The organism is Rhodococcus sp. I2R, assembly GCF_020889545.1.
Classification (GTDB): domain Bacteria; phylum Actinomycetota; class Actinomycetes; order Mycobacteriales; family Mycobacteriaceae; genus Rhodococcoides.
On sequence record NZ_JAHUTG010000027.1, the window covers coordinates 1 to 17,613 of the forward strand.

Below are 17,613 nucleotides of genomic sequence, written 5' to 3' on the forward strand. Positions count from 1 at the left end.
GTTCACCCTCGAACAAATCGGTGTCCTCGTTCGCGCGCACCGCTCCGATGATTCTCTCGGCAAAGCGATCGCGAAAATCGTCCGCGCCGAACTCGTCGTCATAGACGACGTCGGGCTGTTGCCGGTCGGGACCGATGCCGCCGAAGGGCTCTACCGGATCGTCGAAGCAGCCTACGAACGCAAATCCGTCGCGATCTCCTCGAACCTGCATCCCAGCGGGTTCGACGAACTGATGCCGAAAACCCTCGCAACTGCGACGGTCGACCGACTGCTCCACCACGCACACCTGTGCCAAACCAGCGGCGACTCGGTCCGCCTCGCCCAAGCACTGCACGGTCAGGGGGTCAAACCCTTGACCTGACACACCCCCCTTCCACCGGTGGCGGGCACACCCGAATGGGCAGATTCATGTCCGCCACTGGGCAGTTCTTATTGACCACCCACGGGCAGTTTTCGTGTCCGCCTACGGGCACTTCCCGATGTCCATTGACATTCGAGTTCTGCCACAAGGGAAATCAGTTTATCGATGTCGCCAGTGCCCATGCTGGATATGTTCATGACGACACTTCACAACATGAAGCGCACTCGAGGTCGAGAACGGCACGCATCTTGGCCTGGATTTCGCGGCAGTGCCGCGATGACCTCACCGAGCAGATCGAAGAACTCACCGCGCTTCGTGACAACTTCTCCAGCGGCATCGGTTGCGGATGTCTGTCCTTGACCCCGTGCCCTTACTCGAACCCCGCCGATGTTCTGGGCCGAAAGGGACCGGGTGCGCAACGGCTACGAAAGTAGAGCCGTCGCTCACCACGAAGGTCGGGCGGACTCGCTGCAACGCAGTGACCCGACACGCGGCCCCGGTCGCAGTGCATCATCCGAAGGAATCCCGGTAGCCTTCAGCATGCCGTCAGACGCCGATTCCGTAGACCCACCGTCCGTGATCACCACAGAAGATCCGGCGCACACCTACTTCCACAACAGCGACCCTGTGGCGCTCGCCGGGGCAGCAAACCTGGGCGAAGGTGGCCCAGAAGAAGTCGTGCAAGTACAGCAGTTTTACCGGCAAGTTCTCGAGTTCGTCGATGATGTGGCTTGGGCGGAGGACCCGGTGGGTCCGCTCGGCAACCATTGGCGGGGTATTGGAAACGGACAATCAACGAACTACTTGATAAATATCGCCGACATGTTGCAACGTCTCGCTGGGAACGTCTCGCCGGGGGTAGGGCGAACTATCGTTCAGCGCATCAGGAGCGTGCTCCGCCCGGTTGATGACCACGGGTACGAGGAGGCGCTTGCGGAACTTGAGGTTGGCAGTGTCCTCGCGTTACGCATGACTCCGGTGTTGCTCGAGCCACTGGTTCCGAGCGATTGGAGGCCTAGCCACGGCAACCAGCCGATGTCCCCTGACTACGGCGTTCGGATGCCTGAAGGTCTTGTCACGATAGAAGTGACCGTGTGGCACTGGGAGGCGTACGCGGCTTGGCAGCGGATGAGCAACATGATCAGTACTACGCTCTCCGCGCGAATGCGCAAACGTGATGTTGTCCGGAACATTCGTGTCGAACTGCCGATCGGATCGCCCCAGGACCTGGTGTCGACACTGTGGAGCCATGAGTTCTGCGACATGGTGTGCGACAGTGAGTCTGGTCAGATTACGACGACCCCTGACGCGGCCGAAAGACCCATCCGGGCGACTTGGCGCCCCATGCTCCACTTCGCAGACGACAGCAACATCGACTGGGACGCAGTCGACGCTAACGGCGGGCTACCCTTCACCTCCGGCCCGTCCATCGGCCACGCCTTCGGGTACTCCGTTAACCCTTGCTTCAACGACGATGACCGTGCCGCCGCCTTCGAATCGCTTCGCAAATCAATTGACCGAAAGAAACGACAGCACGACCCCGCCTCACCGCATTTTCTGGCACTTGCATCGACTGCACCCAAAATTTCCACTGGGTCTGGGGAATTCACTGACACCTGGGACCTTCTCGGCCTCATGATCGAGAAACGGATGTGGGCGAATCCGCGATACGCCTGGCTGTCTGGGGTGCTGCATCACAGACCCAACCGCATGGCTCTCAAGTCCGACACCATCTACACGCTCGAGTACAACCCAAATCCAAATGCCCGAGTACCCGCTCCGCCGACCTTCGTGAAAGCAATCGCAGGCGATGGTGAATTTCATTTTATGTGGCAGCGCCCACGTCGCCGATCCACAAACAGGCAAGCTTGACGGTGGTCACCCGAGCTGGAGACTACTTCCGCTGTGCGGAGTACTGCATCCACGGTTGTGCGGCCAGTTCGGCGTAGCGGTGGGCGACTGAGTAGCTGTATCCGAGCATTTCCGCGGCGAGCGGCGGTGGCACCTGGGTAACGAAGGTGCGGAGAGATGTTGTGCGCGCGCCGAGCAGATTCCCAATGATCGGATGCGGTCCATCATCGTGTTGGGGTGCAGGTGCCGGCCGGTACAGACGCTGGAAAACAGCCAGCCGGTGTCAGTCCCGGTGAGTTGCGTTCTTCGTGAGTCGATGTGGCGTCGACGAAGATCTGCGAAGGGTTCAGGTACTGGGGCTGGTTCGAGACCGAGGTTGATCCGTAGCCCATCGTCGCCGGCACTTACTTGATCGGTGCGTAGTGCGGCGATTTTCACCATCGGTTGGGCGTAGAGCAGGAGAAGAATGCCGGCCACCCGATACGGGAGAGATTCATCGCTACCGGTGAGGAGTTCACGGATCCAGTGCAGTCGCTCATCTTGGGTGAAGGTGGTTGTCGGGGCAGGGGAGCGGTGCGCGATTGCCACCGACCGGTTGATGCGCGTTGTCTTTGCCCCAGACGAAGAACGTTCGGATCAGCTGCCGGGTGGTGGGTCCGGCGGGAATCCATTCGTCGACGTCGAGTTGGCGGCATGTCGCGTCGGCGCGGCCGTGGGTGTCGTGGAGCCAGGTCAGGAACTTGATGGCTTCGGTGATGTCCTGTTTCGAGGCGTGGACAGGTCCGCGGGTGGGTTTGCTTGCGGCCGCGATTGCGCAGACTCGTTTGAGATGGTGCCAGGTCGCGAACTGTTCAGCGTAGCGCCGAACCGAGCCGTCATCGATGGCGGTCATCTTTGCAGCGATCCAGCCCTCGAAGAGGGCGAGGTAGCGGTCACGCGGCGAAATCAGTTGGTGATGTTCGACAATGCCCCGCAGGTGCATCGTGCGTCGATCGTCGCCGACGCCGTCGAGGCCCTCGTGGGTCATCGGAATGCGGCCGGATGCCAGCTGGCGCAACAGCTCATGCAACTTGATGGATCGTTTCCAGATTTGGATGCTTTCGGGCGGTCCACGGCACAAAAGCAATGCCGGCGCAGTCGACACAGACAGCTGAGTCTCCGACTCGTCCGGGGAGCATGCGCTCGAATCCACATGCTGCGCAGTATCCGTAGGTGCTCACGGCAGCGTGGAAGCACGTTCCGCAGATCTTGCCGTCGGGCCAGCGCGCGCGCAGTTTGTTGGCCTCACGCCGCAGCGATCGCAGGTGAATCCGCCACCGGTTCTCGGTCGCCCCCGAACTGTGTTGCGGGGTCGGATCTCAATGGTCATCGCGGATCACTCGTGCGCGTCGCGGTCGGACTGTCTTGTTGAGCTCGGCGACGTTCGGTGCCGATGACGTCGCAGTTCGCTTCTTTCGTTCGTCAGCTGCCGTGACGGTGACCAGGTCCTCCATTCCGCAGCCGAAGATGTCGCAGAGCGCCGCCATCATCTGCAGCGAGACACGTTCGGGTCGTTGCGCGACGAGACGGTAGACCTGAGGGCGGGAGAGGGAGATTCCGCGTTCGAGCAGGCGGGGATAGGTCGGTGCTGTTGTGCATGCCGTGCGCGGCCATCAGCTCGGGAAGGCGCCAGGTGTAGTCGACGATGCGTTTCACGAGATTTCCCCTTCCATACTGAGAGCGTCGCTCACGGTCGCATCCAACGCTTGCCGCAAGGTGCGAGTGCGGAAGTCGCTCGACACGCAGGTATAGAGGGAGGTGGTGCTGGCGTGCTCGTGGCCCATCTGCTGTTGTACGGACGACGGATCCCAGCCGCCTTCGATCAGGTGGGTGGCGTACGAGCGACGCAGTGAGTGCAGGTCCAGCCCGGGGGGAGAGCTGCAGCTTCATCGGATGCAACATGCAGCACCGTCATCTGACATAATGTAGATTATCGGCAATCAATCTCAATGCAAATTGCATTGGATGCAAGGACTCGCAGCTCTGAGCGATGGCTACGTCGGCGCAGCTGGTTCGCTTGGTCGCCCCGTTTCACCATCGACGGCCATGTCTCGTTACTAGGTGACGAGATGCTGATGCTGGTTTGCTTGGGTCCGCCTGCGATTCCGCGCCGGCCTTGACCCCCGTCCGTCGATACCCTGAAAACGTCACAGTGACGAATTGATGGGGACGAGTCTCGTCTGTTAGGCGCGCACCCTGCCATCAGAGGCTGGCTGCAGTTTCGGATGCCCGGGCCGCGATGTGACGACAAGCGTGGCTTATCAGTTGGGTGTTGTCCTGTGCAACATCACCAGTGCTCAGATGCAATGTATCTTCGAGTCCGATCCGAGTGTGCAGACCTCGCTCGGCGGCGTAGCGGAGCGCCGGCCAGCAGCTAGGCCCCGATCCATGTAGCAGTATCGGTACCGTCGGATGCGCGGATTCGACGATCGAGATCATTTCGTCGGCGCAGTCGCGTACCTCGGTGTCGTCTAAATCGTCGGGCAACTCGATCAAGGCGCGCAGGCAGTTCGTTGCTTCGGCGTACCGCGCCCATGCCCGTGCTGCGTTCGGATTAAAAAGCCCGGCTTCGACGCCGATGTCGAGGTGCATGAGTGCGTCCGCGACATCGACTGCGCCCTCTTCGTGCCAGTTGACGGACGCGAAGCTCGGAGTGCTCGGCCAGGATCGGATGAGCTCCACGCGTCGTCGTGGATCGGGCTCGATCCACGCGCCGGTGGTCACGCCGACCGGCACGTCCACCGCGGACATCACTGCTGAGACGCAGCGCTCGACGTCTTCGGCTGCCAGGCTGTCGGTTCCGTCTCGGTTTTTCTGATGGAGATGCACGTTGTCGGCACCGGCTGCAACGGCATCCGCAGCTGCGCTGGCCATAGATGCGGGGTCAGTGGGCAACTCAGCGTGGGCATCTGAGTCGCGATCGCCGTTCAGGCAGGCTTGCAGCATTTCTCTTCTCCTCGATTCATTGGCAATCGAACGTGTGCTGGGCGTCGCGGTGCGTCGGGTATGCCATTCGAACGCCGCGATCACTGAGATGGCTGCTGCGGATACGGCACCGGCCCGATCCGGTGTCGTCCCATGCACCCTCACCCTTCCGTTACTATTCAAACATATGAATGGTGATCTTGGAGGTGTTCGCAATGGTCCATGACACAGATCGAAGTGGCGCTCCCGGCGCACTGGAGGACGTCAGAACGCTGGTCAACAGCTGGAGCATCCCGAACGAGACCAGGATCGCGCAGGATGAGCTCGGTGATTGGATCGCCGACCGCACGAACTGGAGAACTCGGTTTCGGTTTCTTCCTGAGCCGCAACCTGGAGATGACGAAGCGCTGGCTTCGGTACGTGACGCGATTCGGGCGGCATTGTCCGGTGACTTCGCCGGACTAGAGGTGGTCGTCGCGGATCAGCCACCGGGCATAGTCGTAGACGAAGCTGGCGTCACGTTCGTTGCCCGCCGTGAACACTCGGTCAGTGACACTGCGATCGCGGTGGTACTCACTGCGGCAGCCGATCGAACCCTGCCGCGTCTGCGTACTTGCGGTGACTGTGGTTGGGCGTTCTACGATTCATCGCGCAACAACCGCCGTCGGTGGTGTGCGATGGATCCTGCACCCGGCGGCAGGGGGTGCGGAGCGGCGGCCAAGTCGAGGAACTACCGAGCACGCAAGCAACGTGAATAACGCGGCCTGCCTCAGCTGAAGCGCCCGATCGCGTCGAGTTTCGCGAGAATCCCACCACGCGTGACAGTAGAGCTGTCCCGGTACTGATGATTCCAATAGCCATCGACTTCCCCATTGCCGTTGGCTCATATCGCTTCGGTTCGCCGAATTCAAGTGCCGGCGCAACCCCGTGGTCGTCGAAACCGACTGCGGGGCAGGCTTGATGGCACCGTCGAGGTACTCGAGTCGACCCATGGCACGGTCTCGGCCTCGTACTTTCGGTTGGGACAAGACTGGCCATCGAACCGATACGCGCACGAGGCGATGCGGCGAGGGTTGAACCCATGATCACAGTTGAGTCCCTGACCCGGAGGTACGCCGGCTTTGCCGCCGTCGACAATGTCTCCTTCACCGCCCAGCCCGGCCGCGTGACCGGTTTCCTCGGTCCGAACGGCGCCGGCAAGTCGACCACGATGCGCGTGATGGTCGGTCTGACCGTCCCGACATCCGGCTCGGCAACCATCAACGGAAAACGGTTCGCCGACCTCCCCAACCCCGGCCTCGAGGTGGGCGTCCTCCTCGACGCCTCAGCCCAGCACGCCGGCCGCACCGGCCGCGAGATCCTCACCGTCGCCGCCGACACCATGGGCCTGCCCCGCACCCGGGTCGACGAGATGATCGAGCTGGTCAGTCTGACACCCGCTGAGGCCAAGCGCCGGGTGCGCAACTACTCCCTCGGGATGCGTCAACGCCTCGGCATCGCCACAGCACTCCTCGGAGACCCCCAGGTGCTGATCCTCGACGAGCCCGCCAACGGGCTCGACCCCGCGGGGATCCGGTGGATGCGCGACCTCTTGACAGGCTTCGCCAGCCAGGGCGGCACCGTGCTGCTGTCCTCGCACCTGCTCCACGAGATCGAGGTCATTGCCGATGACCTGGTCGTGATCGGCAACGGCAAGATCGTCGCGGCCGGCACCAAGGAAGAGCTGCTGGCTGCCTCGGGGACGCTCGCCAGGTCGACGTCACCGCGTGACCTCGCACACGCATTGGAACAGGCCGGGATCCCCAGCACGATCGCCGGCGACGGCTCGGTCCGCACGGATGTCGATCCCGCTCGTGTGGGAGCCGTGGCCCTGACCGCTGGCATCGCCCTCACCGAGCTCCGGTCCGCCGAGAGCGCCGGCCTCGAAGACATGTTCCTCTCGCTCACTGCCGACACCCAACGCGAAGGAGTTGCAGCATGACCGCCACGATCGTCCCCCCGGCTACCGCCACGGCCCGCCGGGCCGCCCAGCCCATCCCCATCACCCGACTCGTCAAGGTCGAACTGCGCAAGATGTTCAACACCCGCTCCGGATTCTGGATGCTTATCAGCATCGGCGTCCTGTCGGTCATCGCTACCGGGGCGGTCATCATCTTCGCTCCCGACACCGACATCACCTACGCGAGCTTCGCGACGGCGATCGGGTTCCCGATGTCGGTGATCTTGCCGATGATCGCGATCCTGGCCGTCACTAGCGAGTGGAGCCAGCGCAGTGGGCTCACGACGTTCACGCTGGTGCCTAGCCGCGGGCACGTGATCGGCGCCAAGGCGGTCGCGACGCTCCTCGTGGGCCTCGGCTCCGTGGCCGTCGCCTTCGCGGTGGGCGCCCTCGGCAACGTGGCCGGTTCCGCACTCGCCGGCGTCGACACCGTGTGGAACATTTCGTTGTCCATGGCGCCCCAGATGGTGCTCGGCAACCTGGTCGGCATGGCGATCGGCTTCACCCTCGGTGTCGTGCTCCGCAACTCCGCGGCCGCGATCGTGGGCTACTTCGTCGTCTCACTGGTCATGCCGGGCATCCTCGTCCTCCTAGCCCAGGTGCGTTCGTGGTTCGAGGACCTGCAGCCGTGGATCGACTGGAACGAAACGCAGGTGGCGCTCTTCGAGGGCGCCACGAACACCGGTGAGGAGTGGGCGATGCTCGGCTCGACCACGATGATCTGGATCGTCATTCCTCTCGTCGTCGGGGTGCTGTTCCTGCGCCGCTCCGAGGTCAAGTAGTCACACACAGGCGGCGGTACCCGGAACTCATCTGTGCGTTCCGGATACCGCCGTTTCGGGGTGGATCGGCGCAGCGTGGGAACAGGTGACCCTGCACGGCCTCTACTCTCGGACCCGGCCGGTCTCGTAACCCCACATCGCGACCTCCACCCGGTTACGGGCGCCGAGTTTGGCCATGAGGCTGCCGATGTGGGTCTTCACCGTGCTGATGCTGATGTACAGCTCGGCGGCGATCTCTGCGTTGGTGCGACCCCGCGCGATGGTGAGCAGCACCTGCTCCTCGCGTTCAGTGAGCGGGTCGACGGGCTGGGCGGGAAGTGCCGCCCGACCTGTGCCCGCAAACGTCGACAGCAGCCGGCGGGTGATGCCGGGTGAGATGAGCGAATCACCTCGGGAGGCCGCCCGAATCGCCTCGCCGAGCAGCGCGGGTCCGGCGTCCTTCAGCAGGAAGCCAGTGGCGCCGGCCAACAGCGCGCCGTGCACGTACTCGTCGAGGTCGAAGGTGGTGATCACGACGACCGCGACCGGGTCCTCGACACCCGGCCCGGCCAGCAGACGGGTCGCCTCGACGCCGTCGAGGACGGGCATTCGGATGTCCATCAGGCACACGTCGGGCCGGAGCTCGCGGGCCAGCCGCACCGCCTCCTGCCCGTCGCGCGCCTCCCCCACGACCTCGATGCCGTCCAAAGTGCCGAGGATCAGCCGCAGTCCGGTCCGCACGAGATCCTGGTCGTCGGCGACCAGGACCCGGATACTCATGTCGGTACCCGCCGCGGGAGCGTCGCGACGACGGCCCAGCCACCTCCGGGGCACGGGCCCGCCCGGCACTTGCCGCCCACAAGCAGAGCGCGTTCGACCATCCCTGCGAGGCCGAAGCCTGCGTCCGGGTCGGGGTCACCCGGACCGGCGTCACCGTCGTCGCGGACGGTGACACTGACGGTTGACTGATCCCCTGCGACGCGCACGTCGACCAGGGTGGCGTTCCTGGCATGCCGCAGCGCGTTCGTGACCCCCTCCTGGGCGATCCGGAACACGGCGGCGTCGACCGCCCGCGGGAGTGCGGCCAGGTCACCCGTGACCGTCACCTTCACTCGGGGACCGGTTGGCGAGGCCCCGGACAGCCGCTCGAGGTCGACCACACCGGGCTGCGGGGCGTAGTTTGCCGGCGCCTTGTTGCGCAGCACGCGCACCATCGCCCGCATCTCCGCGAGCGTGCGCGACGCCTCCGCCTCGATCACCTCCAGCGCCTCGAGCGGCGACGACGGGCTGGTGGCCGCGAGCGCGCGCCCTGCCTGTGCCTGGACGGCGATGGCAGAGACGTGGTGGGCCACCGTGTCGTGCAGCTCGCGCGCCAACAGGACGCGCTCCTCCGACTTCACCTGCTCGAGTCCCCGTTCCCGGGCGTCGTGCTGGGAACGCACGGCCCAACCAAGGGCGAAGGCGGACATCAGGACAGCGACCCCGCCGATTGCGTCGGCGACCCCGGTCCAGCCGACGATGAACCCCATGGTGGCCGCGAACAGGATGATCGCCAGACCCGCCACCGCCTCTCGCCCGGAACCCCATCGGAAGAGTGCGTAAGGCAGCAGCAGGAAGTAGACCATCGTGTACACGTCGAGCGGCGGCGCGTCGGATGCGATCAGGACGATGTCGACGACAGCGACGACGCCGAAGGCGGTCGCGACCGCTGCGAGCGGGTGGGTACGTCGCCATAGCAGCAGCGGCGCCAGTCCGACCGCCAGCACCACCGACAGCCCCGGTAGCGGCATGTCCTCACGCAGGACAACCTCCAGCACCCCGGAGACCGTCACTAACGCCAGCAGCGCCCAGTCCCGCCATACCCGAACCGGTGGGGCCGAGGGCCGAGGTTCCTCCAGCAGGGACCGCAGTGGATTGCTCACCCCCTCAGCGTAGGCATTGAGTGCCGCCAGCGGACCGGCCGAAAGTCTGACCCCCAGCCGAAGGCGCGATCGGCCCCGAGCCTTACGGCCTCACCCGGCATAGCCGCCGCAAACCCGACTGCAATTCGTCACAGTGACGAAGGGCAGTCGGGTTTATCGACTGTACAGCGTCAAGAACCAGTAAGTTGGTCGAGTATTCGCCGATGTAAACGTCGTGCGGCCCGTTACGCTCCGAGTCAGCCAGTGCTTGTGGCCCAACTTTCCATCCAGAGGTTTTCGATGTTCGCCGTGCGTTCCCGATTCTCCACATTGGGATCGTCCATGCCTCGGTATCGGGGCGGTTCGGTCCCTGCCTCCGGGGCTCTTGGACCTCAATGTGCGTCGTACCCGTTTCACACAATTCTTTGTGGGTTTGGGTGTGCTGGCGATCGGCGCAATCGGACTGCTCAGCGCGCCGTCGGAGGAATACAGCGGTGGGCGCGTTGTGGTCGTCGTCGCCGTCAGTATTTCTGCACTACCGGTTGCTGTGCGCTGGTTCGTCGGCGGGTGGCCGAGCCCTCGTTGGCTGATTGCGTTCATCGTCTACTCGGACGTGTCGATCACTGTGTGTCTCCTTCTGAAAGATACCGAAATAACGGCGATCGGCGGAACGGTGCTGTTCGCGGTGGTTACCACTCTGGCCGTGGTGGCGGTGCCGCTCCTCCCCTGCCTCCTTCACATGCTGTACAGCGCCGTCGTTCTCGGCGTCGTGGCGTTGATGACTGTCCGCTCCGACGCCGCCAGCGGATGGGTCGTCGCCGCTCACAGTCTGACCATGCTGTTGATGTTCTCGGCACCGCTCATCTTGATGGTCTACGTGAGGGAACTCCGATCACGTGCGCGCGAATCCCTGGTGGATTCTCTGACCGGTTTGCACAACCGACGCGGGTTGTTTGCTGCGGTTACTGCGATCACCGTGACGATGCAGAGAATCGAACCGACCGTCCTGTGCGCCGTCGCCATCGACGTAGATGGGATGAAAGGCGTCAACGACACCTACGGACATCACACTGGCGACGCAGTGCTCGTCGACCTGGCCCAACACCTGCGTGCGCTCGCCGTCAACCGGTGGGTTGTCGCTCGCCTCGGAGGCGACGAGTTTGCGTGCGTCTCGATCGGCCAACCCGCGGATATCGCCGTTCGCAGTGATGAGCTCGTGTCGAACGTCGCGAGTGCTCGGATGATCTCTGGACTCACCGTCAGCGTCGGTGCGGCCACTGTAGACATCTCGGCCGGAGTCGATGAACAGCAGTCGGTGCGCGACGCGCTCAGACTGGCCGACGCCGAGATGTATCGCGTGAAAAGCAGCCGCAAGCGAATTCGGGGTCACAACGACACGGCATACCGCTGAATAGTGCCTGTACCGCGAATCTGACGCCTTCGCCCAGGTTTCAGCTGATGGGGTCGTCTCCAGGGGGCTGGACTGTCGGATCGGCTTGGAACAATCGCTGTGGTTGCGGTGATCGTCGGGGCCGAGTCGGGCATCTCGTGGCGGCGTCCTGCTCAGGCTCAACCTGTTGCTCGGTGACCTTCGGGTGCAACTCGTCGCGATCGTTATTGGTAGATCGAAATACCTAGCACAGAACGGATTTCGCGTGTTTCGTCGAAACACGGGCCCGGTTCTGCAGGAGGAGCATGCGGTAGACATTGGTCCTCCCGGCGACTCCCCCGAGACCTTCGAGCGCGCTTCGAAAAGAAGGGGAAACGGTCTGTTGAGACCAACAAGATGGACTACAGTTCGAACTTGACATCCACTCGCGTGCGACGTCACGCGTCACCAGATTAGGGGTCTTCCGACGATGTGCACTCGCGTGATGTGGCCCGATGCCAACGGTTCCGTGCTGGTCGGCCGGAATATGGACTTCCACAAGGATTTGGCGACCAACATGTGGACGCAGCCTCGGGGGATTTCTCGAGACGACGGAGTCAAGGGCACGCTGACTTGGACCTCGAAATATGGCAGCTTGATAGTCGCGTCGTTCGACCTCATCTCGGTCGACGGCTTGAACGAGGCCGGGCTCAGTGGGCACGTGTTGTGGTTGGCGGAATCCACCTATGGCGAGTACGACGAGAGCCGTACCGCGCTGAGTCAGGCTGTCTGGCTGCAGTATTTCCTCGACAACTTTGCGACCGTCGCCGAGGCCGTCGACTGGATCAATGACACCAACGTCCAGGTCGTGCAGATGCCAGATCCGACCGGTGGCAACCCTCCGACCATTCACCTCGCGCTCGATGACGCTACCGGTGATTCGGCGATCATCGAGTACTTCGACGGCCAGCCACATGTTCACCACAGCGCCGACTACCGCGTGATGACCAACTCACCGCCTTACAGCGAGCAGCTCGAACTACTCGAGCGCTGGGAGGGTCTCGGTGGCGACCAGCCGCTGCCCGGAAGCACACTGGCCGAGGCCCGCTTCGCGCGCGCCGCCTACTACGCGCAGCGACTTCCCAAACCGAAAAGCAAGGTCGAAGCAATCGCGAGCATGTTCAGCGTCATGCGCAACACCGCACAGCCCTTCCGTATCCCAGACCCGGGCAAGCCCGATGCCTCGCAGACGATTTGGCAAGTGGTGGTGGATTTGACCAACAAGCGATACGTCTACGAGTCGACCACTCAACCCAACATCGTGTGGGTGGATCTGGCCGACCTCGACTTCAGCGAGGGCAGCCCGCAGCTCAAGCTCGACCTGCAGAGCAAGCTGACGCTGGAGGGTGGTATCGCCGGCGACGTGAGCGACAAGTTCGAAGACTCCGGGCCGATGAACTTTCTGTCGCTCGTGCTTGTCGAACAGATGGACACCGCAGACACGTCCACAAGCTCGTGACGGATGAGTCCCAGGCGAATCGTCTTGCTCGTGGTGACTGGTACCTCGATGACGACGAGCTGCGTCAGCGGCGTCTCGAATGTCGGCGGAAGCTAGATTCGTTCAACGCTGCCGCCGCCGACGACGAAAAGGTTCGGACGCAGGTTCTCACGGAACTTCTCGGCGTGGTTGGCGAAGGGGCCCTGGTTGTGCCGCGATTTCGATGCAGCTACGGCTGCAACATTCGTCTCGGAGACGATACGTTCATCAATGCCGATGGGTTTCTCATGGACGATGCGCCCATCACGATCGGTGCGCACGTCAGGATCGGCCCAGGTGTGCAGCTGATGACGGCGCTGCACCCGGTGGACGATCATCGTCGACGCCGCGAAGGATGGGAACGTGCTGCCCCGATCCACATCGGTGAAAATGTTTGGCTCGGAGCCTCTGTGACAGTCGGCGCCGGCGTCTCGATCGGGCGCAACACGGTCATCGGTGCCGGGAGTGTGGTGTTGCACGATATTCCCGACCACGTAGTCGCTGCTGGATCCCCGGCGAGGGTCATTCGCCACACCCCTGTCGAACCGGATGTGAGCACTCCCCCGTGACGCCACCCCCGAGCATGCGTCGGCAACTCAGCGCAGTCGTTCGGCATCTCTCGCACGGGTCACCATGTCGTGGCACAGACGCTCCAGCTCGGCTGTGTCCGCGCCCTCGGACACGGCTGTGGCTACATCTTCCGCTGCGCACCTGACCTCGAACGCGCGGTCCATGAGTGCTGAGGCCTCGTCCGCGGAGAGTACGACGGCGTTCTCCGGAATCGAAGTCCCCTTCACCGCGGTCCTGTGCTCGTAGGCCCGTTGACGGCACGATTGCCTGCAGTAACGGCGCCGACGACCCATTCCGGCCTCCGGTACCTCCCGCCCGCACCATGCACATGCGTGAACCCGACGCGACATCACCGACATGGTCTCGAGACTACGGGTGCATGGCGTTAGAATGAACGCACGTGTGCGCGGAACCATCCGTGTCGCCGAGATGCGTCGGGAACGAATCATGTCGGCGAAGCGTTGGACAGTCGTGTAGGAAGTGCAGTTCGCGCGGTTGGTCGGCGCGCTGCACACCAGCGGAACCGAGGAGCGATCCACGGGTCTGACGGCGGACATGCATTATCGAGGGAGAGGACTTCACAATGGCAGATCGCGTTCTACGGGGTAGCCGGCTCGGTGCCGTCAGCTACGAAACCGACCGCGACCACGACCTCGCGCCGCGGCGCGCCGCGCGCTACCGCTGCGACAACGGCGAAGAGTTTGATGTTCCTTTCGCAGACGAGGCGGAGATCCCCGGCACCTGGCAGTGCCGCAACGGCCTCGAGGGCTCACTGATCGAGGGCACCGCGCCGGAAGCGAAGAAAGTCAAGCCTCCGCGTACCCACTGGGACATGCTGCTCGAACGACGTTCGGTCGAGGAGCTCGAAGAACTGCTCAAGGAAAGAATGGACCTGCTGAAGGTCAAGCGGCGCGGAGCCTGAACCCCGCCGACTTCACGACTGCGCCGGACGATTGAAACAATCGTCCGGCGCAGTTTTTTATTCCTTTTCGAACTTCCGGTTCCTTTTTCAATGCGGCAGACGGTGCCGTAAAAAAAATTGTGCAAAGCCCTTCGTCGAGATGACGAAGGTGGGGTCTCAATGCAACTATTGTGGATCATGTTCGGTGGGCACGTTTGGTAACAATTCACCGTGAACATGCGATGAATTCGTCAGCACCTTTGAGCACGACAAGCACTATGTGGATTGCACAACGAGGGGGCCACTGCACATGAGCGAACAGTCCGAGAATCAGTTGTCCTCCCTGCGCCGAGAGCTAGACGCCATCGATCGTCGTTTGCTCGAGAGCGTCCGCGAGAGAATCGACGTCTGCACACGTGTGGCGTCGGTCAAGCGTGAGTTCGACATTCCCATGATGCAGCCCGGACGGGTCGGGGTGGTACAGGAGCGTGCGCGCGAATTCGCCCGCGCTCACAACATGTCCGAAGACTTCCTCGCTGCGCTCTACGACCTCCTCATCGGCGAAGCATGCCGCGTCGAGGACCTCATTATCGACGCTGAATCGACCGCGGGCGATCGCAGGTAGGTGACCGTAATGGCTGTACGCACGCTGCTCATCGACAATTACGACTCATTCACCTACAACCTCTACAGCCTGCTGTGCGAGGTCAACGGGGTCGAACCCACTGTGGTTGCGAACGACGTCGACTGGGCTTCGCTCGATATCGACAGTTTCGACAACATCGTCGTCTCGCCGGGGCCTGGCAGTCCTCGCACAGCCCGCGACCTGGGGATCAGCGCCCGCGCAATCCTGGAAACAGATATTCCGATTCTGGGTGTGTGCCTCGGGCACCAGGCCATGTGCCATCTGCTCGGGGGCAACGTGGATCTGGCCCCCGTGCCGATGCACGGCCGCCTCTCCGAAATCTCCCACACCGGTGAACACCTTTTCGCGGGAATTCCTTCGCCGCATACGGTTGTGCGCTACCACTCGCTCACCGCAGTCTCCTTGCCCGACGAGCTCGAGCCCTGCGCGTGGACCGAGGACGGCATCGTCATGGCCGTCCGGCACCGCAGCCGACCCATGTGGGGCGTGCAATTCCATCCCGAGTCGATCAGCACCGAGTACGGTCGAGAGCTGCTGTCGAACTTTCGTGACCTGACCAGAGTGACCTCGACGGCCGGCCCCGCACCGTCGCAATCGCCGTATTTCATCGAGACACGCTCTGTTGTCGGTGAGTTCGATACAGAGCAGGTGTTCGGGACGCTGTTCGCTGCCGGTCCGAACAGTTTCTGGCTCGACGGGAGCGCGGCGGTCGAACCGAACTCTCGTTTCACCATCATGGGTGATTGCTCGGGTCCGCTCGCGGAATACGTCACCTATCGGGTCGCCGAGAGGCGTGTGGACATCCATCGCGCCGACGGCTCCCTCGTATCGGAGGAATCGACGTTCTTCGATTACCTGGATCGTCAGCTGAAGGAGCGTGCCACTCCCCCGCGCCATGATCTGCCCTTCGCGTTCTCGCTGGGCTACGTGGGATACCTCGGCTACGAGCTGAAAGCGGACGTCGGTGGGCAATTGGTACACACGGCAGCGACGCCGGATGCCTCGATGGTGTTCGCCGACCGCGCGCTCGTGTTCGACCACGAATCCGGAACGTGTTATGTCATGGCACTTGTCGTCGATCATGCGGATCCGGTGACAGCAGCGTGGTTCGATACCGTCGTCGACTCGCTCGAGGCGATGCGTGATGGCGTTCAGGCGCCTCCTCCTCAGGAAAGGCCGCTTCTCGCACCGTATTTCGAGGCGGACTTGCCGCTGCGACACGAGCGTGAGAAGTACCTTGGGCTGATCGAGCAATGCCTTGCCGAGATCCGATCGGGTGAAACCTACGAGGTGTGCTTGACCAACACCGCCACCTTCCCCGGATCCATCGACGCGTTCTCGACGTATTCGACGCTGCGCGAGATCAATCCGACACCGTACAGCGCGTACCTGGGCTTCACCGACCTGTCCATCTGCAGCGCATCACCGGAGCGGTTCTTGCGCATCGACGCCGACCGCGTCGTCGAATCCAAGCCGATCAAGGGCACTCGTCCCCGCGGCGCCACAGCTGAAGAGGATGCGAAACTTCGCGCTGACCTGGTCGGCAACGAAAAAGACAAAGCCGAAAATCTTATGATCGTCGACCTGGTGCGCAACGACCTTGCGCGAGTATGCGTGCCGGGATCGGTGCACGTGCCGAAATTGTTCGACGTCGAGACCTACGCGCCCGTGCACCAGCTGGTATCCACGGTCCGCGGACGGCTTCGAGACGACGCGTCCGCAGTGGGCTGCATCAGCGCCGCATTTCCCGGCGGATCGATGACCGGTGCACCCAAACTCCGTACGATGGCCATCATCGACAAACTCGAAGACGGCCCTCGCGGAGTGTATTCGGGGGCGATCGGCTACTTCTCGCTCACCGGAACAGCCGACTTCTCCATCGTCATCCGCACCATCGTTGCCACCGAGCACGAGGTGACCTTCGGAGTCGGCGGTGCCATCGTCGCAATGTCGGATCCCGAAGAAGAATTCGAGGAGACGATGGTCAAGGCCGTCTCGATGCGACGAGCCCTCGCCGCACCGACGCGCGCGCGCAACCGCGACAACTAGCGATCGCGAGAACCAGCAACAGAACGGCGAGAGCCGGAAGGACACCGAGGTGTCCTTCCGGCTCACACACCGACGGGATCGGTCAGGGCGTGGTGAAGTACTCGAACACTGCGGGCTGAACCTCGGGGTTGGCGTTCGCAGTACCGATGATCGTGCCTGCAACCGCGCCGATAGCCGTTCCAATGATGCAGCCGGAGATGAAGTTCGGGAAGATCGACACACATCCGATCGCGAAGCCCAAGCCAGCGCCGACCGCTGTGCCGATGGCACCGCCGTTGGTGTAGCCGATCGCGAGCTGGTTGATCATGTTGTCGAATGCGGCCTGCTTGCTGACAGGTTCGGCGACCTCGGTGAGCAGCGCCGCGGGCTGAGGTGTCAGAAGCAATTCCCGATCGCCCTCGAGCAGCGGCGCGATGGAGTAAGTGGCGCCGTTCAGTGAGTAGGTCAGCGGCAGTGTTGCCAACACGGCCCCGGAATCACCGACGACGGAGACCGTGTCGGCTGTGGTGTCGATGCGGAACGCACCTGCATCGAGCACGGTCTTCGTCGAACCGTCCAGTTCGACGGTGGTCTGGTAGCCGATCGACTCTGCCGGCTCGGCAGCTGCGGTTCCCCCACCCACTGCGACGGTCACCGAGGCAGCCGCCAGCACCGTGGCTGCCATCGTTGTCACTGACTTCATTTTTCTCACAGGCATCCCCAGA

18 protein-coding genes and 3 pseudogenes are annotated in these 17,613 nt (G+C 63.0%); 12 read left to right on the plus strand and 9 right to left on the minus strand.

The window, feature by feature from the left end; genetic code table 11:
* Positions 1 to 361: ATP-binding protein (locus KVY23_RS21485; protein WP_230558182.1), on the plus strand; the 361-nt coding region annotated here is incomplete at its 5' end.
* A gap of 576 nt (positions 362 to 937) precedes the next feature.
* Positions 938 to 2,233 (plus strand): hypothetical protein, encoded by a 1,296-nt coding sequence (locus tag KVY23_RS21495; RefSeq protein WP_230558183.1) that lies wholly within the window; start codon positions 938 to 940, stop codon positions 2,231 to 2,233.
* Between the two features lie 514 nt (positions 2,234 to 2,747).
* On the opposite strand, the gene KVY23_RS25175 is transcribed toward KVY23_RS21495, so the two are convergent.
* The 4 genes and pseudogenes from KVY23_RS25175 to KVY23_RS21515 all read right to left on the minus strand — a co-directional run bounded on the left by KVY23_RS25175 (position 2,748) and on the right by KVY23_RS21515 (position 5,197).
* A complete protein-coding gene (locus KVY23_RS25175) occupies positions 2,748 to 3,281 on the minus strand; it encodes a hypothetical protein (protein WP_308071107.1) in 534 nt (177 codons plus the stop codon).
* A gap of 289 nt (positions 3,282 to 3,570) precedes the next feature.
* Positions 3,571 to 3,907: pseudogene (locus KVY23_RS21505) on the minus strand (helix-turn-helix domain-containing protein).
* A pseudogene (locus KVY23_RS21510) lies at positions 3,904 to 4,122 on the minus strand (tyrosine-type recombinase/integrase); the annotation flags it as partial. The pseudogenes KVY23_RS21510 and KVY23_RS21505, both read right to left, overlap by 4 nt.
* Before the next feature lie 331 nt (positions 4,123 to 4,453).
* Positions 4,454 to 5,197, minus strand: coding sequence for a 3-keto-5-aminohexanoate cleavage protein (locus KVY23_RS21515; protein WP_230558184.1), 744 nt, complete (start codon positions 5,195 to 5,197; stop codon positions 4,454 to 4,456).
* 194 nt (positions 5,198 to 5,391) lie between these two features.
* Here KVY23_RS21515 and KVY23_RS21520 point away from each other — a divergent pair, with 194 nt between their 5' ends.
* From KVY23_RS21520 to KVY23_RS21530, 3 genes are all read left to right on the plus strand, one after another.
* Complete coding sequence (locus tag KVY23_RS21520) at positions 5,392 to 5,934, plus strand: CGNR zinc finger domain-containing protein (protein ID WP_230558185.1); 543 nt, start codon at positions 5,392 to 5,394, stop codon at positions 5,932 to 5,934.
* Positions 5,935 to 6,257: 323 nt separating this feature from the next.
* The gene (locus tag KVY23_RS21525) at positions 6,258 to 7,157 is read left to right on the plus strand and encodes an ABC transporter ATP-binding protein (RefSeq protein ID WP_230558186.1); all 900 of its coding nucleotides are present in this window, start codon (positions 6,258 to 6,260) and stop codon (positions 7,155 to 7,157) included.
* Positions 7,154 to 7,957 (plus strand): ABC transporter permease, encoded by an 804-nt coding sequence (locus KVY23_RS21530; protein WP_230558187.1) that lies wholly within the window; start codon positions 7,154 to 7,156, stop codon positions 7,955 to 7,957. Before KVY23_RS21525 ends, KVY23_RS21530 begins: the two co-directional genes overlap by 4 nt.
* A gap of 102 nt (positions 7,958 to 8,059) precedes the next feature.
* Here the strand turns inward: KVY23_RS21530 and KVY23_RS21535 are convergent, their stop codons facing one another.
* Both KVY23_RS21535 and KVY23_RS25180 read right to left on the minus strand, forming a co-directional pair.
* Positions 8,060 to 8,716, minus strand: coding sequence for a response regulator transcription factor (locus KVY23_RS21535; RefSeq protein WP_230558188.1), 657 nt, complete (start codon positions 8,714 to 8,716; stop codon positions 8,060 to 8,062).
* Positions 8,713 to 9,858, minus strand: coding sequence for a sensor histidine kinase (locus KVY23_RS25180; RefSeq protein WP_230558189.1), 1,146 nt, complete (start codon positions 9,856 to 9,858; stop codon positions 8,713 to 8,715). The genes KVY23_RS21535 and KVY23_RS25180 overlap by 4 nt, the downstream gene beginning before the upstream one ends.
* A gap of 406 nt (positions 9,859 to 10,264) precedes the next feature.
* Between KVY23_RS25180 and KVY23_RS21545 the strand changes: the two genes are divergently transcribed.
* The 3 genes and pseudogenes from KVY23_RS21545 to KVY23_RS25185 all read left to right on the plus strand — a co-directional run.
* The gene (locus tag KVY23_RS21545) at positions 10,265 to 11,248 is read left to right on the plus strand and encodes a diguanylate cyclase (protein ID WP_230558190.1); all 984 of its coding nucleotides are present in this window, start codon (positions 10,265 to 10,267) and stop codon (positions 11,246 to 11,248) included.
* A gap of 448 nt (positions 11,249 to 11,696) precedes the next feature.
* Entirely contained in the window at positions 11,697 to 12,725 is a 1,029-nt protein-coding gene (locus KVY23_RS21550; protein ID WP_230558191.1) for a linear amide C-N hydrolase, read from the plus strand.
* Positions 12,722 to 12,838, plus strand: a pseudogene (locus KVY23_RS25185) (maltose acetyltransferase domain-containing protein); the annotation flags it as partial. The gene KVY23_RS21550 and the pseudogene KVY23_RS25185, both read left to right, overlap by 4 nt.
* Here the strand turns inward: KVY23_RS25185 and KVY23_RS25190 are convergent.
* Positions 12,818 to 13,066 carry a hypothetical protein gene (locus tag KVY23_RS25190; RefSeq protein ID WP_308071109.1) on the minus strand — a complete coding sequence of 83 codons (249 nt, stop codon included), beginning with the start codon at positions 13,064 to 13,066 and terminating at the stop codon, positions 12,818 to 12,820. The pseudogene KVY23_RS25185 and the gene KVY23_RS25190 sit on opposite strands and share 21 nt — an antisense overlap.
* Here KVY23_RS25190 and KVY23_RS25195 point away from each other — a divergent pair.
* On the plus strand, positions 13,052 to 13,312 hold the full coding sequence (locus KVY23_RS25195) for a DapH/DapD/GlmU-related protein (RefSeq protein WP_308071108.1): 261 nt from the start codon (positions 13,052 to 13,054) through the stop codon (positions 13,310 to 13,312). The two genes, KVY23_RS25190 and KVY23_RS25195, sit on opposite strands and share 15 nt — an antisense overlap.
* Positions 13,313 to 13,339: 27 nt before the next feature.
* Here KVY23_RS25195 and KVY23_RS21560 read toward each other — a convergent pair whose 3' ends face one another.
* Positions 13,340 to 13,663, minus strand: a complete 324-nt coding sequence (locus tag KVY23_RS21560; RefSeq protein WP_187346787.1) for a hypothetical protein — start codon at positions 13,661 to 13,663, stop codon at positions 13,340 to 13,342.
* A 233-nt stretch (positions 13,664 to 13,896) separates the two neighbouring features.
* On the opposite strand from KVY23_RS21560, the gene KVY23_RS21565 reads away from it, so the two are divergent.
* The 3 genes from KVY23_RS21565 (at position 13,897) to pabB (ending at position 16,909) form a co-directional block, all read left to right on the plus strand.
* Positions 13,897 to 14,235, plus strand: a complete 339-nt coding sequence (locus KVY23_RS21565) for an RNA polymerase-binding protein RbpA (RefSeq protein WP_075839938.1) — start codon at positions 13,897 to 13,899, stop codon at positions 14,233 to 14,235.
* Between the two features lie 289 nt (positions 14,236 to 14,524).
* Entirely contained in the window at positions 14,525 to 14,839 is a 315-nt protein-coding gene (locus KVY23_RS21570) for a chorismate mutase (RefSeq protein WP_075839937.1), read from the plus strand.
* A 9-nt stretch (positions 14,840 to 14,848) separates the two neighbouring features.
* Positions 14,849 to 16,909, plus strand: a complete 2,061-nt coding sequence (pabB, locus tag KVY23_RS21575) for an aminodeoxychorismate synthase component I (protein WP_230558193.1) — start codon at positions 14,849 to 14,851, stop codon at positions 16,907 to 16,909.
* Between the two features lie 82 nt (positions 16,910 to 16,991).
* Here the strand turns inward: pabB and KVY23_RS21580 are convergent, their stop codons facing one another.
* Entirely contained in the window at positions 16,992 to 17,591 is a 600-nt protein-coding gene (locus KVY23_RS21580) for a hypothetical protein (RefSeq protein ID WP_230558194.1), read from the minus strand.
* Between the last annotated feature and the right edge of the window lie 22 nt (positions 17,592 to 17,613).

Coding starts and splice junctions, on each gene's coding strand:
- KVY23_RS21525 (WP_230558186.1), top strand. CDS start 6,258: ATGATCACAGTTGAGTCCCTGACCCGGAGGTACGCCGGCTTTGCCGCC.
- KVY23_RS21530 (WP_230558187.1), top strand. CDS start 7,154: ATGACCGCCACGATCGTCCCCCCGGCTACCGCCACGGCCCGCCGGGCC.
- pabB (WP_230558193.1), top strand. CDS start 14,849: ATGGCTGTACGCACGCTGCTCATCGACAATTACGACTCATTCACCTAC.
- KVY23_RS21520 (WP_230558185.1), top strand. CDS start 5,392: ATGGTCCATGACACAGATCGAAGTGGCGCTCCCGGCGCACTGGAGGAC.
- KVY23_RS21515 (WP_230558184.1), bottom strand. CDS start 5,197: ATGCTGCAAGCCTGCCTGAACGGCGATCGCGACTCAGATGCCCACGCT.
- KVY23_RS21565 (WP_075839938.1), top strand. CDS start 13,897: ATGGCAGATCGCGTTCTACGGGGTAGCCGGCTCGGTGCCGTCAGCTAC.
- KVY23_RS21570 (WP_075839937.1), top strand. CDS start 14,525: ATGAGCGAACAGTCCGAGAATCAGTTGTCCTCCCTGCGCCGAGAGCTA.
- KVY23_RS21580 (WP_230558194.1), bottom strand. CDS start 17,591: ATGAAGTCAGTGACAACGATGGCAGCCACGGTGCTGGCGGCTGCCTCG.
- KVY23_RS21550 (WP_230558191.1), top strand. CDS start 11,697: ATGTGCACTCGCGTGATGTGGCCCGATGCCAACGGTTCCGTGCTGGTC.
- KVY23_RS25195 (WP_308071108.1), top strand. CDS start 13,052: ATGACGGCGCTGCACCCGGTGGACGATCATCGTCGACGCCGCGAAGGA.
- KVY23_RS21560 (WP_187346787.1), bottom strand. CDS start 13,663: ATGTCGCGTCGGGTTCACGCATGTGCATGGTGCGGGCGGGAGGTACCG.
- KVY23_RS21535 (WP_230558188.1), bottom strand. CDS start 8,716: ATGAGTATCCGGGTCCTGGTCGCCGACGACCAGGATCTCGTGCGGACC.